12 protein-coding genes are annotated in these 14,471 nt (G+C 64.1%); 5 read left to right on the top strand and 7 right to left on the bottom strand.

What is annotated here, in order from left to right:
- Window positions 1-57: 57 nt before the first annotated feature.
- From VQ045_RS11330 to VQ045_RS11320, 3 genes are read right to left on the bottom strand one after another with little or no spacing between them, the layout of a single operon-like run.
- Window positions 58-1,146, bottom strand: coding sequence for an ABC transporter substrate-binding protein (locus VQ045_RS11330; RefSeq protein WP_331830184.1), 1,089 nt, complete (start codon window positions 1,144-1,146; stop codon window positions 58-60).
- On the bottom strand, window positions 1,143-2,225 hold the full coding sequence (gene speB / locus VQ045_RS11325; RefSeq protein WP_331830183.1) for an agmatinase: 1,083 nt from the start codon (window positions 2,223-2,225) through the stop codon (window positions 1,143-1,145). Before speB ends, VQ045_RS11330 begins: the two co-directional genes overlap by 4 nt.
- Window positions 2,218-3,429 carry an aminotransferase gene (locus tag VQ045_RS11320; protein WP_331830182.1) on the bottom strand — a complete coding sequence of 404 codons (1,212 nt, stop codon included), beginning with the start codon at window positions 3,427-3,429 and terminating at the stop codon, window positions 2,218-2,220. The genes speB and VQ045_RS11320 overlap by 8 nt, the downstream gene beginning before the upstream one ends.
- Window positions 3,430-3,636: 207 nt before the next feature.
- Between VQ045_RS11320 and VQ045_RS11315 the strand changes: the two genes are divergently transcribed.
- A complete protein-coding gene (locus VQ045_RS11315; protein ID WP_331830181.1) occupies window positions 3,637-4,578 on the top strand; it encodes a LysR family transcriptional regulator in 942 nt (313 codons plus the stop codon).
- Here VQ045_RS11315 and VQ045_RS11310 read toward each other — a convergent pair.
- The 3 genes from VQ045_RS11310 to VQ045_RS11300 all read right to left on the bottom strand — a co-directional run bounded on the left by VQ045_RS11310 (window position 4,526) and on the right by VQ045_RS11300 (window position 7,539).
- Window positions 4,526-5,806 (bottom strand): TRAP transporter large permease, encoded by a 1,281-nt coding sequence (locus VQ045_RS11310; RefSeq protein WP_327624448.1) that lies wholly within the window; start codon window positions 5,804-5,806, stop codon window positions 4,526-4,528. The genes VQ045_RS11315 and VQ045_RS11310 overlap by 53 nt on opposite strands.
- A 100-nt stretch (window positions 5,807-5,906) precedes the next feature.
- Window positions 5,907-6,488, bottom strand: a complete 582-nt coding sequence (locus VQ045_RS11305) for a TRAP transporter small permease (protein ID WP_331830180.1) — start codon at window positions 6,486-6,488, stop codon at window positions 5,907-5,909.
- Between the two features lie 73 nt (window positions 6,489-6,561).
- Window positions 6,562-7,539 carry a sialic acid TRAP transporter substrate-binding protein SiaP gene (locus tag VQ045_RS11300; protein WP_327624445.1) on the bottom strand — a complete coding sequence of 326 codons (978 nt, stop codon included), beginning with the start codon at window positions 7,537-7,539 and terminating at the stop codon, window positions 6,562-6,564.
- Window positions 7,540-7,735: 196 nt separating this feature from the next.
- Here VQ045_RS11300 and VQ045_RS11295 point away from each other — a divergent pair, with 196 nt between their 5' ends.
- Window positions 7,736-9,250: a UxaA family hydrolase gene (locus VQ045_RS11295; protein WP_327624444.1), complete on the top strand. Its 1,515-nt coding sequence runs from the start codon at window positions 7,736-7,738 to the stop codon at window positions 9,248-9,250.
- Between the two features lie 77 nt (window positions 9,251-9,327).
- On the opposite strand, the gene VQ045_RS11290 is transcribed toward VQ045_RS11295, so the two are convergent.
- On the bottom strand, window positions 9,328-9,885 hold the full coding sequence (locus VQ045_RS11290; RefSeq protein ID WP_331830179.1) for a gluconokinase: 558 nt from the start codon (window positions 9,883-9,885) through the stop codon (window positions 9,328-9,330).
- 302 nt (window positions 9,886-10,187) lie between these two features.
- Between VQ045_RS11290 and VQ045_RS11285 the strand changes: the two genes are divergently transcribed.
- The 3 genes from VQ045_RS11285 (at window position 10,188) to VQ045_RS11275 (ending at window position 14,460) form a co-directional block, all read left to right on the top strand.
- Window positions 10,188-11,618, top strand: a complete 1,431-nt coding sequence (locus VQ045_RS11285; RefSeq protein WP_331830178.1) for a mannose-1-phosphate guanylyltransferase/mannose-6-phosphate isomerase — start codon at window positions 10,188-10,190, stop codon at window positions 11,616-11,618.
- A 205-nt stretch (window positions 11,619-11,823) separates the two neighbouring features.
- Window positions 11,824-12,483, top strand: a complete 660-nt coding sequence (locus VQ045_RS22000) for a cell wall hydrolase (protein ID WP_442879853.1) — start codon at window positions 11,824-11,826, stop codon at window positions 12,481-12,483.
- Between the two features lie 159 nt (window positions 12,484-12,642).
- Window positions 12,643-14,460, top strand: coding sequence for an IlvD/Edd family dehydratase (locus VQ045_RS11275; RefSeq protein WP_327646828.1), 1,818 nt, complete (start codon window positions 12,643-12,645; stop codon window positions 14,458-14,460).
- Window positions 14,461-14,471 lie beyond the last annotated feature (11 nt).

The following is a 14,471-nucleotide window of genomic DNA, read 5'->3' as shown; positions in this document are numbered from 1 at the left end:
GGTGATTAAGGCCGGTCGTCACCAGGACGACCGGCCGGTTTCGCGAGGGCGAGGGGCTCAGCCGACGATCAGCTCGGTCCATTTCTGGTTCAGCCAGTCGGCCTTGTCGACATAGAGATCGTAGCGCGGCACGATCGGATCGATCTCGGAGGAGACCGCCGAAAACTCCTCGTCGGACAGGTCGAGCAATTCCCGCTTGATCACCGGGGCGGTGCCGACCTTGCGTGCGAGCAACGCCTGGATGTCCGGCTGCGTCATGTAGTCGATGAACTCATGGGCGAGATCGAGTTTCTCGGACGCCTTGGTCACCGCCCAGCAGCCGGAATCGGAGATGCCGCCCTCTTTCGGGAAGGTGGAGCGGACCGGGAATCCGTCGGCGGCGGCAAGGCCGGTGACGTCGTGATAATACTGGCCCATCGGGATTTCGCCCGACTTCAGCGCCTGCTCGAACTGCGCCTCGTCGCGGTACCAGAGCTGCACGTTCGGCTTCAGCTCGGCGAGCTTGTCCATGACCTTCAGGATGCCGTCCTCGGTGTCGAGGATGTCGGTGCCGCCAGAGAACGTCTTCGCCGTCACCTCCAGGAGGAAGGAGTTGGAGACCAGCGCGAGCAGGCCGAGCTTTTCCTTGTTGGCCGGATCCCAGAACGCCTCCCAGCTTTCCGGCGCATCCGGATAGGACTCGGTGTTGGTGACGAGCGTGATGTACCAGGCCACCGCGCCGATGCCGGCGACTTGGCCGTCCGGATATTCGACGATGAAAGGCGGCAGAACGTCGCCGGCGTTGGTGATCTTGGCGGTGTCGAGGGGCGCCCACAGCTCGGTCGACAGTCCCTTGCGCATCGACACCTGGGACATCATCGAGACGTCGGCGGGGGCTGCGCCGGCGCGCGCCGCCTGTTCGAGCTGGACGAGCCAGGCTTCGCCGGTCGGCTCGGCGATGCTCTCGACCGTGATGCCGGTCTTTTCGGTGAAGGCCGGGAAAATGTTCTTGTCGAAGGAATCTTTGAAGTAACCGCCGTAAACGCCGATCTTCAAGGACTTGTCCTGCGCCCGAAGAATGGAGGGCATGGCCAGACTCGCGCCGGCCATCGTCGCTCCGGCGAGGAGCGTGCGACGGTTGATGAGGAACGGGGATCGCGTCGTCATGTTCTGTCTCCTTGGTTGGTTCTGCCAGTCGTGATGAAGCGGCGACCGGGGTTAAAGGGCGCGAGGCTCAGAAGCTCGAACAGCATCTGCGCCCCGGCATGGGCGGTGTTGGTCGTCGCGTCATATTGCGGCGCGACCTCGACCACGTCGCCGCCGACCATGTCGATCCCGGCGAGACCGCGCAGGATCGCCTGCGCCTCGCCGGTGGTCAGTCCGCCGATCTCCGGCGTTCCGGTTCCCGGCGCGAAAGCGGGGTCGAGACTGTCGATGTCGAAGGAGACATAGACCGGTCCGTCGCCGGCGACCGCGCGCGCCTTGGCGATCACGGCATCGATGCCCATCGCGGGGATCTCCTCGGCGTGGATGACGGTCATGCCGGACTCGAAGGAGAACTCCCACAGATATTCCGACGAGCCCCTGATGCCGATCTGGATGGTGCGTTCGGGGTCGAGTACGCCCTCCAGGACGGCCTGCCGGAACGGGCCGCCATGGTGGAACTTGCAGCCGTCGAACGGCCCCGAGGTGTCGCAATGGGCGTCGATATGGATCATGCCGACCGGCCGGTCGCCGCCGATGGCGCGCAGGATCGGTAGGGTGATCGAATGGTCGCCGCCGACGGAGAGCGGGATGGCGCCGGCGGCGACGATCGCGGCGATGGTTCGCTCGATATCCGCGTGCGATGTCGCGAGATCGAAACGGCTGCGGAACGGCACGTCGCCGATATCCGCCACAGTGAGGTCGGCGCCAGGCATCGTCTTCAGCACATGATTGTAGGGGCCGACCCGCTCCATCGCGCGCATTGCCCGTGGGCCGAACCGGCTGCCGTTGCGGTTGGTGACGCCGAGATCCATCGGCACGCCGATCAACGCGACGTCGAGGCCGGCAAGATCCGGTGCCGACCAGTTGACGGCGCGGAACGGCATGTCGAGCAGCGTCGGCAGGCCGGCATAGGGCGCGACGCGCGTGCCTTTCGGGTCGAACAACTTGGCCGCGACGGCCGCGAAGCCGGCGTCGTGGATCGTCCGCTCGTTATCGCCGGCAAAGCGCTGGCGCAGCGCGTCGAGTTTTTCGCTATCCATGGGCTGTCCTCGTCGCATGGGTTGGGTCGTCCGCCCGCAAGCCCCCGGCAAGACCGAGCGCCAGCCGGCGCGCCAATTCGCGGATCCGGTCCACCGGGACATTGGCGAAGGCAATCCGCAGATGGTCTTCCTGGGAAGGGCCGAAGAAGCTGCCCGGCAGCACCAGCACGCCGAGATTACGCATCAGCGCCTCGGCGACCGATTCCGCCGACAGGCCGCGATAGGGATGCCGGACATAGGCGAAATAGGCGCCGATCTGTTCGAGCGTCCAGCCATCGAGCCGGCCGATCTCGGCCCGGAAAACATCAGCACGTTTCGCGATCTCGTGGCGGTTGTCGTCCCGCCAGCCGGCGAGCGCGGGGATTGCCCAGGGCAGGGCCGCTTGCGCCGGCCGTGGCGCGCAGATCTGCACGCAGTCGATGACCTTTTCCATCTGGTCGATGAAGCTGGGTCCGGCGATCATCGCACCGACCCGGTGACCGGGAATCGCGTAGGATTTGGAGAAGGAATAGAGGCTGACGAGATGCTCGCGCGCGGCGGTCCTGTCGAACAGGCGATGCGGCGCGCCGGTCTCGGGCGCCAGGAAATCGCGATAGGTCTCGTCGAGCACCAGCGTGAGTCCACGGCGGACGCAGACGCCCAACAGTTCGGTCAACAGCTCGGGCGGATAGACCGCGCCGGCCGGATTGTTGGGGGAGACGAGAACGAGGGCGCGGCAGCGGCCGTCGATCAGCGCCTCGACCTCGTTTGGGCATGGCAGAAAGCCGGTTTCCGCTTGCAACGGCAGCGCGCGTGCCTCGATGCCGAGCATCTCCAGCGTCATCTTGTGATTGAAGTACCAGGGCGCCGGCAGGATCACGGCATCGCCGGCCTGGGCGACGCCCAGCATCGCCGCGAAGAAGGCCTGGTTGCAGCCGGCGGTGATGGCAATGCGGGATGCGGCTATCTCGCTGTCGTAAAGGCGCGAGACATGTACGGCATAGGCCGCTCGTAATGCTTGGTCGCCGAGGATGTCGCCGTAGCGTGCCGCCGTTGGGGAAGCGGCCGCGACGGCGAGGCGGTCGGCGAATTCGGCCGGTGGCGCGTGATCGGGAACCGCCTGGCTGCAATCGATCATGGCGCCATGGGCGCCGTCGTAGGATTCGATCCAACGGCCGGCCCGCGCGATCGGTGGCGCGGTAACGGCGGCAAGCAGCGGATTCAATCGTGGCGACGCGAAACCGTCTTCATGCTCAGCCAGCGTCGGATCCTCCCCCGGTTGCCCATAGTTTGCTCACTATGGCCCTTCGCCTTCTCCCCGGACATTTGAAGGGGGCTGGGCGTGCCATGACATAACGCACTATCAATCCTGACATTGGTAAAAATCAATGTGAGACGGGTGGGTATGCGTGTTTCTGGGAGTGACCTGCGATTGCTCAAGGTCTTCGACGCGGTCGTCCGCAATGGCGGTTTCGCGGCGGCAGAGACCGAGCTGAACATCAGCCAGTCGACCATCAGCAACCACATGACGGCGCTCGAGCAACGGCTCGGCTTCACGCTCTGCCAACGCGGCCGTGGCGGCTTTCGACTAACGGAAAAGGGGCGCGCCGCCTATGAGTCCGCGCGACTGCTCGAAAAGGCCCTACAGGATTTCACCGCCGACGTTGCCTCGGTGCGGGGCGAGCTGAAGGGCGAACTGCGCATCGGCATCCTCGACGCCATCGCCAGCGACCCGGCCAACCGCCTCGCCGACGTGGTCGCCGAATTCGGCCGCGTGGCGCCGCAGGTGAAACTCGTTCTGGTCCAGGAGCGGCCGCAGGACATGCAGCAGAAGGTGGCCGACGGACTCTACCATTGCGCCATCGGTAGTTATCGCAGCCGCCTCGAGGGGATCGAGTACGATCGCCTCTACGAGGAGCGGCACAGCCTCTATTGCGGCCGAAGCCATCCCGATTTCGGCACGCCGGACGCCGAACTGACTGACGCGCGGCTCGCCGCTCTGCCGTTCGTGCATCGGGGCTATTGGCGTGACGAGGACTCATTGCGGCAGATCGACTGGCGAGTCGAGGCGACAGTGTATCAGATCGAGCCGCAGCTGATCCTGATCCGCTCCGGCCGCTTCATCGGCCTGTTGCCGGATCACTATGTCCGCCAGGAGGTCGAGGCCGGCGAACTGCGTCCCGTCCGCCCGGCCGAGATCGGTTATGTTTGCGCCTTCGAACTGCTCTCACCGAAGAACCGGCGCACCAGCGACATCGCCCAGGCCTTCATCGATACCGTCCGCGCCGTCTGGCGGTGCGAACGGCCAGCGCTACAGATCGTCAGCGATAGATCAGCGTCGGCAGCCACATGGTCAGCGCCGGCACGAAAGTGATCAGAAGCAAGACGGCGAACAGCGGTATGAGAAAGGGTGCGGTCGCGGTCACGCAACGCTCGAACGGAACGCCGGAAACCCGTGACAGCACATAGAGAACCATGCCGATCGGCGGCGTCAGCAGCCCGATCATCAGATTGAGCACCATGATTACGCCGAAATGCACTGGGTCGATGCCCATCTTGATGGCGATCGGCAAGAGCACCGGCGTCAGGATAGTGATCGCCGCCACCGTCTCCAGGAAACAGCCGACGACAAGCAGGATCAGGTTGATCAGCAGCAGCACGATCCACGGATTGTCGGAGATCGTCAGGATCAACGCGGCAAACTGCTCCGGCGCCCGGTTCGAGGTGAGAATCCAGGCGAAGATCGACGCGGCGGCGACAATGAACAGCACCACCGACGTCGTCTCGATCGTGTCGAAGGAGACCCGCAGGAAGCGTTTCAGCGTCAGCGTCCGGTAGACAAACAGGCCGAGGATCATCGCCCAGGCACAGGCGGCGATCGCCGCCTCGGTCGGCGTGAAGGCGCCCGACAGGATGCCGCCGACGATGATCAGCGGGGTCAGTAGCGACAGGAAGGCGCGTTTGAAGGTGGACCAGAGGACCGTGAAACTGAAGGCTTGGTCGATCGGATATTTCCGCCAGCGCGCATAGAGCGCGATCATCACCATCAGCGACACGGCCATCAGCAGGCCGGGCACGAAACCGGCGGCGAAGAGCTGGCCGATCGAGGCGCCGGCGACGACGCCGTAGATGACCATCGGCAGCGACGGCGGGATGATCGGCCCGATCGTCGAGGAGGCGGCGGTAATGCCGACGGCAAAGCCGGGATCGTAATTGGCGTCGCGCATTGCCTTGATCTCGATGGCGCCGAGGCCGCCGGCGTCGGCGACTGCCGCGCCCGACATGCCCGCGAAGATCACCGAGGCGCCGACATTGACGTGGCCGAGGCCGCCGCGCATCCAGCCGAAGATGGCCTTGGCGAAATCGAAGATCCGCTCGGTGATGCCGGAGGTGTTCATCAGATTGCCGGCCAAGATGAAGAAGGGGATGGCGAGCAGCGGAAAGGAATCGACGCCGTTGATCATGCGGTGGATGACCACCACGTCGGGCACGCGTCCCTCGATCAGGATGAACATCGCCGAGGAGCCGGCGAGCGCGATCGCCACCGGCACGCCCACCATGATCAGGACCAGCACAAGGACGAAGAGGGAGATCAGCAGCATCGGGACGGACCGGTTCGAGGATGCGCGACCCCAAATCGCCGGCAGGTGCCGGCTGCGATCGCTGGGAGGATGAAAGGAGAAAGCGGTTTGTTCACCGGCTTCAAAGACCCGCTGTCGTCGGCGCGAAACGCTCCGGATCGATCAGCCGGCTGGTGCCGGTTCTGAGATGACCGACCAGCGCCACGAGCGCGTAGATCGCCATGAAGCCGAAGCAGATGGAAACACCCCAATAGACCAGCGATTTCGGCACGTCGATCGATACCATCATCTGCTGGGTTTTCTGGGCGAGCTGCGTGCAGAACCAGGCCATCGCCACATAGAAGGCGAGGCTGACGCAATCGACGAAGATCTGCAACGCGAAGCGGATCGGTCGGGCCATGTAGCGGTAGATCAGTTCGACGGCGATATGGCTCTGCTTGCGCGCGGCCATGACCGAGCCGATGAAGGTCACGGCGATCAGCAGGAACCGGGCGATCTCTTCGGTCCAGCCGAGGGAGTCGTTGAGCACGTAGCGCGTGAAGAACTGCAGAAAAACGACGAAGGCCAGCAGCCAGAAGACGAACAGGATCAGCCCGTCGCTCCAGCGAATGTCCGACAGGTCGATCGGCTGATCGGTGAGCGGGCTCGGCGCTTCGGCCCGGATTGCCGGGCTCGGATCATTGTCTGTGGGCATGGATGCCATGACGGTCTCCGGGAATCGCACAAAGGCCGGGCGGCAACGGGGCCGCCCGACATAGCTGCCTGAGTGTCAGGGCTTACTTGATCGCCTGGAGCTTGTCGTAGGTCTCCTGGTCCCAGGTGGCGTCCTCGCCATTGTGAAGCTTCATCGTGGCTTCGCGGAACGGCGTGATGTCGACCTTGTTGACCGTCACACCCTGCTCCTCGAACCATGCCGCGAGCTCGGCTTCTTTCTCGCGCACCTGCGCGGTGGCGCAGTCGGCGGTTTCCGTCAGAACCTGGGTGAGGGCGGTCTGGTCGGCCTCGTCCATTTGGTCCCAGGTCGGGCCACCGACGATGGTCAACAGCGCGTCGTTGATGTGTCCGGTCAGGTTGATGTTCGACTGGACCTCGTAGAACTTCTTCGCCTGGATGGTCGGCAGCGGATTTTCCTGCCCGTCGACCGTGCCCTGCTGCAGAGCGAGATAGACCTCGGCGAAGGCGATCGGCGTCGGGTTGGCGCCGACGGCCTTGGGAAACATCATGTAGAGCGGGGCGTTCGGCACGCGGATCTTCATGCCGGCCATGTCTTCCGGCTTCAGGATCGGCTTGTTCGACGTGACGTGCCGCTGGCCGTAATAGGTCGTCGCGACGACATGATTGCCGCTCGCCTCTCGATAGCCCTCGGCGAGTTCCTTGAACAGGTCGGAATTGCGGTATTTGTCCCAGTGATCGTAATCGCGGAACATGAACGGTGCGCCGCCGATGGCGATCGGCCCGTAGGCGCGTCCGGCAAAGAGCTGGCCCGTGTAGATGATGTCCACCGTTCCGAGCCCAAGGCCTTCGTTGATGTCGACTTCCTTGCCGAGCGAGGAGGCCGGGAACACTTCGATCGAATACCGGTCTTCGGTCGCGGCCTTCAGCTTGTCCGACGCGGCCACGGCGCAAGTGTGATAAGGCTCGCTCTCTTCATAGACATGCGCGAATTTGAGGACGGTCTCGGCCGCTGCCGCCTGCGCGGATAGAGCGACGCCCATTGCCGCCGACATGGCCAGGCACTGCTTTAGATATTTCATATTATTCCTCCCTAATGTATACGCTGACTCCCGGCGGCATCATATTCACTGCGCCTTCTAGTGCAATGGCCGGAGCAACATTCTTTGCGTTAGGATGAATGCGCCGCGCGCTTTGCCGCCATCGACGAATTTCCACCGCGACGGCGCCGTCATGCTCATGTGTTTCGGCGGCCTCGGTTCCAGGGACAACCAGACAATGTCGACCAATACGGTTCGCCTCGACTCCTCCGACAATGTGGTGACGGCGCTGCGGGCGCTCGAAGCCGGCGCGGAGGTGGAAGACGTCCGGACGCTGACGATGATCCCGCGCGGCCACAAGATCGCCACGCGGGCGATCCCCAAGGGCGAGCCGATCATAAAGTATGCGCAGGTGATCGGCTACGCCGGCGAGCCGATCGCGGCGGGCGCTCACGTCCACACCCAGAATGTCGAATTCCGCGGCACTGCGCATGACTACGAATTTTCGACCGATCTGCGCCCCGTTGCCCCGGTTGCGTCGGACAAACGCGACAGCTTCATGGGCTATCGCCGCGCCGACGGGCGGGTCGGCACGCGCAACACCATCGCGATTCTGACGTCGGTCAATTGCTCGGCGACGGCGGCCCGCAAGATCGCCGAAGCGTTCGGGCAGGAGGAACTCGCCGCCTATCCGAATGTCGACGGGGTCACGGCGTTCGTACACGGCACCGGTTGTGGCATGGGCGGCGATGGCGAAGGTTTCGACGCGCTGCAGCGGGTGATGTGGGGCTATGCCCGCCATCCCAATGTGGCCGGCGTCCTGATGGTGGGACTCGGCTGCGAGGTCAACCAGATCGACTGGCTGCTTGAGGCCTACGGTATCGAAAAGGGACCGATGTTTCAGGCGATGAACATCCAGGATGTCGCCGGCCTACGGCGCACCATCGAAATGGGCGTCGAGAAGGTTCGGGCGATGCTACCAATCGCCGATCAGGCTCGCCGCGAGCCGTGCCCGGCCTCCGAGTTGACCGTCGCGTTGCAATGCGGCGGTTCGGACGCCTGGTCGGGGATCACGGCGAACCCGGCGCTCGGCTATGCGTGCGATCTCCTCGTCGCGCAGGGCGGAACCGGCGTTCTCGCCGAAACCCCGGAGATCTACGGGGCCGAGCACCTTTTGACGCGCCGGGCGAAGGACGTGAAGACCGGTGAGAAACTCGTCAAGCTGATCGAGTGGTGGGAGGACTATACCGCCCGCAACAAGGGCTCGATGGACAACAATCCCAGCCCCGGCAACAAGAAGGGCGGCCTGACCACGATCCTGGAAAAGTCGCTCGGCGCCGCCGCCAAGGGCGGGACCACGCCGCTGATGGGCGTCTACAAATACGGCGAGCCGATCCGCGAGCGCGGTTTCGTGTTCATGGACTCGCCCGGTTACGATCCCGCCTCGGTCACCGGACAGATCGCATCGGGCTGCAACCTCGTCGCCTTCACGACGGGCCGCGGCTCGGCGGCAGGCTTCAAGCCGTCACCCTCGATCAAGATCGCGACCAACACCGAGATGTACCGGCGGATGACCGAGGACATGGACGTCGATGCTGGCCGGATCGTCTCGGAAGGCCGCTCGATCGAGGAACTCGGCCGCGAGATCTACGACATGCTGCTGCGGGTCGCCTCCGGCGAGACGTCGAAATCCGAGGCGCAGGGGCTGGGGGATTACGAGTTCGTGCCCTGGCAGATCGGCGCGACGATGTAGAGGCGGGAGCGCGACCCTGATTGCCGGAACAGGACCCGCGCGTCATCCGGCGGGGGCGAGAAGGCGGGGTCGCGCACTCAGGCGGGGACGGCGCCCGGATTCCGACCTGTCCGTTGCATAACAGTCTCCACAAGCGTGAGGACCTCGGCAACGACGTCATCGAGGCTCGGAGAAACGTCGATCACATGAGCGTCCTCCTCGAGCGGGATCGGTGCTTCCAGATCGAGGAGTTGACTATCGAGCAATGCGGCGGGCGCGAAATGGTCGCGGCGCGCCAGCATGCGGTCATGGATCAGGCCGCGCGCGCCGGCCAGGTGAATGACGCATAGCGCATCGATCTCCCGGCGCAGGAAGTCCCGATTGCTCTTCCTGAGCGCGGAGCAGGCCAGGAAGACCGGCCGTTGCTGCTCCAGGCGGGTTCGCTCCACGGCGCCGCAGACGCGCCGCAGCCAGCCCTTCCGGATGAAATCGTTGATCGGGATACCGCAGGACATGCCGTTGATATGCTTGGCGAGATGAAAGTCATTGGCATCGAGAAAGATGCCATTGAGACGATGGGCGAGCGCTTGTCCGACCGTGCTTTTCCCTGCCCCGGATACCCCCATGAGCAGGAAGACGGGACTTGAAGGTGTCATGGCTTCGTCCTCCCGGTCTGCTTGGAACAATTCGTACTCACGCGGTGGTCCCTGATAGCGAAGGGTTGATACCGACATTATCGCCCATCGGTTTCATTTTTCTTAGACAGTCAGCTCGTAACGTGCGCCAGATTGTCATGGTTTCAACCGGCAGAAGTTGGCGCGCAAGCGAGTTCGTCTTCTTGAAGCCGCGGAGCTGGCCGGCGATCGGGCTTGTGGTGCCGCGCAAATGGACAGCGACAGATCGATCGGCTACGCAAGGCCGATAGGCGATGGGGCGAGCTTTGGGAGGCGTTGGCGGCGTGCAGGATCATCCTCTGGTTCCGATCATCATGGCCGGCGGGGCGGGCACACGCCTCTGGCCGGTATCGCGCGATTCCATGCCGAAGCAGTTCATCGCACTGCTCGATGAAGGAATGTCGACCTTCCAGGCCACGCTTCTGCGCTTCAAGGACGAGGCATTCGGCGAACCGATCGTCGTCACCAACCACGAATTCCGGTTCATCGTGGCCGAGCAGATGGCGACCCTTGGAATAACGGGGGATATCGTCCTGGAGCCGGAACGCCGCGATTCCGCCGCGGCCGTGGCCGTCGGAGCGGTGCTCGCGGCCGATCGCGCACCTGACAGCATCTGCATTGTCGTCGCCGCCGATCACGCCATCGAGAACGCCGACGCTTTCGTAAACGACTGCCTGCTGGCCGCAACGGTCGCCGCCGGCGGGCCGATCATGACCATCGGCATCGAGCCCGATTGCCCGTCCACCGCCTATGGCTACATCGAGCGGTCGGACGACATTCTCGGCGAGCGGGCGCACGGTCTTGCAAGATTCGTGGAAAAGCCGGTGCGCGAAGTGGCGGAGCGCTACGTTGCCGAAGGCTATCTGTGGAACAGCGGCAATTTCATCTTTTCCATCGGCACGATCCTGGAGGAGATGGAGCGTCATTGCCCCGAGGTTCTGAGCGCCGCGCGCAAAGCCGTCGCAAGGGCGGTACGCGATCTCGATTTCCTTCGCCTCGATGCGAATGAATTTGCCAACGCACCGAGAATTTCGATCGATCATGCGTTGATGGAGAAGACCGAGCGGGCGGGGGTGCTCGCGGCATCGTTCGACTGGTCGGACATCGGCGCCTGGGACGCGATCCACGATCTCAAGGCCAAGGACGACAACGGCAATCGTCTCGAAGGCCCTGTCGCCGTGCTCGACACGACGAACAGCTTTATCCGCAGCGAGGACATGCTGACGGCCGCGGTCGGCCTCGACGGCGTGATCGTCGTGGCGACGCAGGACGCGGTCTTGGTCGCCGCCAAGAGCGAGGCCGGCCGCGTCAAGGATCTGGTCGCCGATATGAAGCGCGACGGGCGGCGCGAGGCGAGCGAGCATCTGAGAATCTACCGGCCATGGGGCTGGTATCAGCGCATCGATATCGGCGAGCGCTTTCAGGTCAAGCATATCTGCGTCAAGCCCGGCGGGCTGTTGAGCCTGCAGCGCCACCACCATCGCGCCGAACATTGGGTCGTGGTCCATGGCACGGCCGAGGTGACGATCGACGGCACGGTCTCGCTGTTCCACGAGAACGAAGCGGCCTATCTGCCGATCGGCTGCGTCCACCGTCTGCACAATCCGGGCAAGATCGACCTCAAGCTGATCGAGGTTCAGGTCGGCAGCTACACCGGCGAAGACGACATCGTGCGCATCGCGGACGTTTACGCCCGCGCGGATTCTGCCGTCTGAGCCCACGCGCGAAAGCTGGCGTTTACGCGGCGCCGCGCGGGCGCTGCTTGGCCGGCTGGCCGTTTCCCTGAAAATTTTAGTCGATCCTTAACGGTGTTCGACCTTTTCGGCGCTCGTCGAGCGGGAGCGCACCACCCGTTAAGTCTTATTCCGCAGGCTGATCGCATTTGAACGTGACAGACGTTCCGACGCTCGAGACCCTGCGATGGCTGTGCCGAAACCGACGATTCTCCGCCGCAACGCGATGCTTCTTGCGGTGCTCACTGTTTTCGGAGCCTGCGCCAGCGGACCGCGCCTGCGCCCGATGACCGCGCACGAATGCATGACACGGGTGATGTATTTCGAATCGAATCGCTCGAGCCCGGACGGCATGCTGGCCGTCGGCACGGTGGTGATGAATCGGCTCCAGAGCGGCCTCTATCCGAAATCGGTCTGTGGGGTCGTCGGCCAGAAGAACCAGTTTGCGCCGGGCGTTCTCAGCAAACCGATGAACAAGGGCCGCGACCTCGCCGCCAAGATGGCCACGCGCGTGCTCAGGGGCGAACGTCACCCAAGCGTCAGCAAGGCGATGTTCTTCCACACGGCCGGAATGACCTTCCCCTACACCAACATGCATTATCTGGTCGAAGCGGGCGGCAACGTGTTCTACGAAAAGCGCAAAAATGCCCGCCGGATAGGCGATCCGCCGTTTCGCAATCCGGCGTCGCGGACGGCGCAGGCGGAACCGCGTTTGATCCGCATCGCGGAGGAGCCGCGCTTCGCCAGGCCCGTGGCGGTGTCTCATCGTATTGCCGCGCCGGCCACTCACGGCCGGGCTCTGGCGCCGATGACCGTAACCGATCTCATCGCCGCGAACGGTAACTGACCCGAACACCGGGTTTTCCCGTTGCCCGTTCCGCTCGCTCTCGCCTCTCACCGGAAGGCGGGATAAGAGTTTGAATGCCGAGCGAACTAATGTATACGTTATGCGGCGCGTGGCGGCGAAGAAACGGCCGCTACGGACAGGGATGCATCCGGAGATCCGATGACAAACGACCTCAAGGCCGGCCAGCTACGCTCCCGCGCGTGGTTCGACAATCCGTCAAATCCGGACATGACGGCGCTTTATCTCGAACGCTATCTTAATTTCGGCCTCAGCCAGGAAGAGCTGCAGTCGGGCAAGCCGATCATCGGCATCGCCCAGACCGGCTCGGATCTCAGCCCCTGCAACCGGCATCACCTCGAACTCGCCAAGCGGGTGCGCGAGGGCATTCGCGAGGCCGGCGGCATCGCCATCGAGTTTCCGGTTCATCCGATTCAGGAAACCGGCAAGCGTCCCACCGCGGCGCTCGACCGCAATCTGGCCTATCTCGGGCTGGTCGAGGTGCTCTACGGCTACCCGCTCGACGGGGTGGTTCTCACTATCGGCTGCGACAAAACCACGCCCGCCTGCCTGATGGCGGCGGCGACCGTGAATCTTCCGGCGATCGCTCTGTCGGTCGGTCCGATGCTCAACGGCTGGTTCCGCGGCGAGCGCACCGGTTCCGGCACCATCGTCTGGAAGGCGCGGGAGATGATGGCCGCCGGCGAGATCGACTATGCCGGTTTCGTCAAGCTGGTCGCCTCGTCGGCGCCCTCCACCGGCTACTGCAACACCATGGGTACCGCGACGACGATGAACTCGCTGGCCGAAGTGCTCGGCATGCAACTGCCGGGCTCGGCGGCGATCCCGGCGCCCTATCGCGACCGGCAGGAGATTTCGTATCTCACCGGCAAGCGCATCGTCGATATGGTGCATGAGGATCTGAAACCTACCGACATCATGACGCGCGACGCCTTCATCAACGCAATCCGAGTCAACTCGGCCATTGGCGGCTCGACCAACGCGCCAATCCATTTGAACGGCCTCGCGCGCCATCTCGGCGTCGAACTGTCGATCGACGACTGGCAGACCTATGGCGAGGAAATCCCGCTGCTGGTCAACCTTCAGCCGGCCGGCGAATATCTCGGCGAGGACTACTACCATGCCGGGGGCGTGCCCGCGGTGGTCAATCAGTTGATGAGCAAGGGCCTGATCGCCGAGGACGCGATGACGGTGAATGGCCGGACGATCGGCGACAATTGCCGTGGCGCGGTCATCGAGGACGAGAATGTCATCTGGCCGATCGACCGGCCGTTGCTGCAACATGCCGGCTTCCGGGTGCTCAAGGGCAATCTGTTCGATTCGGCGATCATGAAGCTGTCCGTGATCTCGCCGGAATTCCGCGACCGCTATCTTTCGAACCCGGATGATCCGATGGCGTTCGAGGGTAGGGCGGTGGTCTTCGATGGCCCGGAGGACTATCACGCTCGGATCGACGACCCGGCGCTCGGCATCGACGAACATTGCATCTTGTTCATGCGTGGCGCCGGTCCGATCGGCTATCCGGGCGGGGCCGAAGTGGTCAACATGCGGGCGCCCGACTATCTGTTGAAGCGCGGCATCCATTCGCTGCCATGCGTCGGCGACGGGCGCCAGTCGGGCACGTCCGGCAGCCCCTCGATCCTCAACGCTTCGCCAGAGGCCGCGGCCGGCGGCGGACTGGCGGTGCTGGTCACCGGTGACCGCGTGCGGATCGATATGGGACAGGGCAGCGCCAACATCCTCATTGCGGACGACGAGCTCCAGGCGCGTTTCGCCGCTCTTGCCGAAGCCGGCGGCTATGCCTATCCGGCACATCAGACGCCCTGGCAGGAAATCCAGCGCGGCATGATCTCGCAGTTGGAGACCGGGATGGTGCTCGAGCCGGCCGTCTCCTATCGGCGCCTGGCCCAGGGCGGGGTCGACGGCACCGGCGCTCGCGTGCCACGCGACAATCATTGAACTAACCGTCC

Source organism: Aurantimonas sp. E1-2-R+4, assembly GCF_036549515.1.
Lineage (GTDB): Bacteria > Pseudomonadota > Alphaproteobacteria > Rhizobiales > Rhizobiaceae > Aurantimonas > Aurantimonas coralicida_A.
The sequence above is the reverse complement of the archived record's forward strand: the minus strand, read 5'-3'. Positions and strand labels throughout refer to the sequence as shown.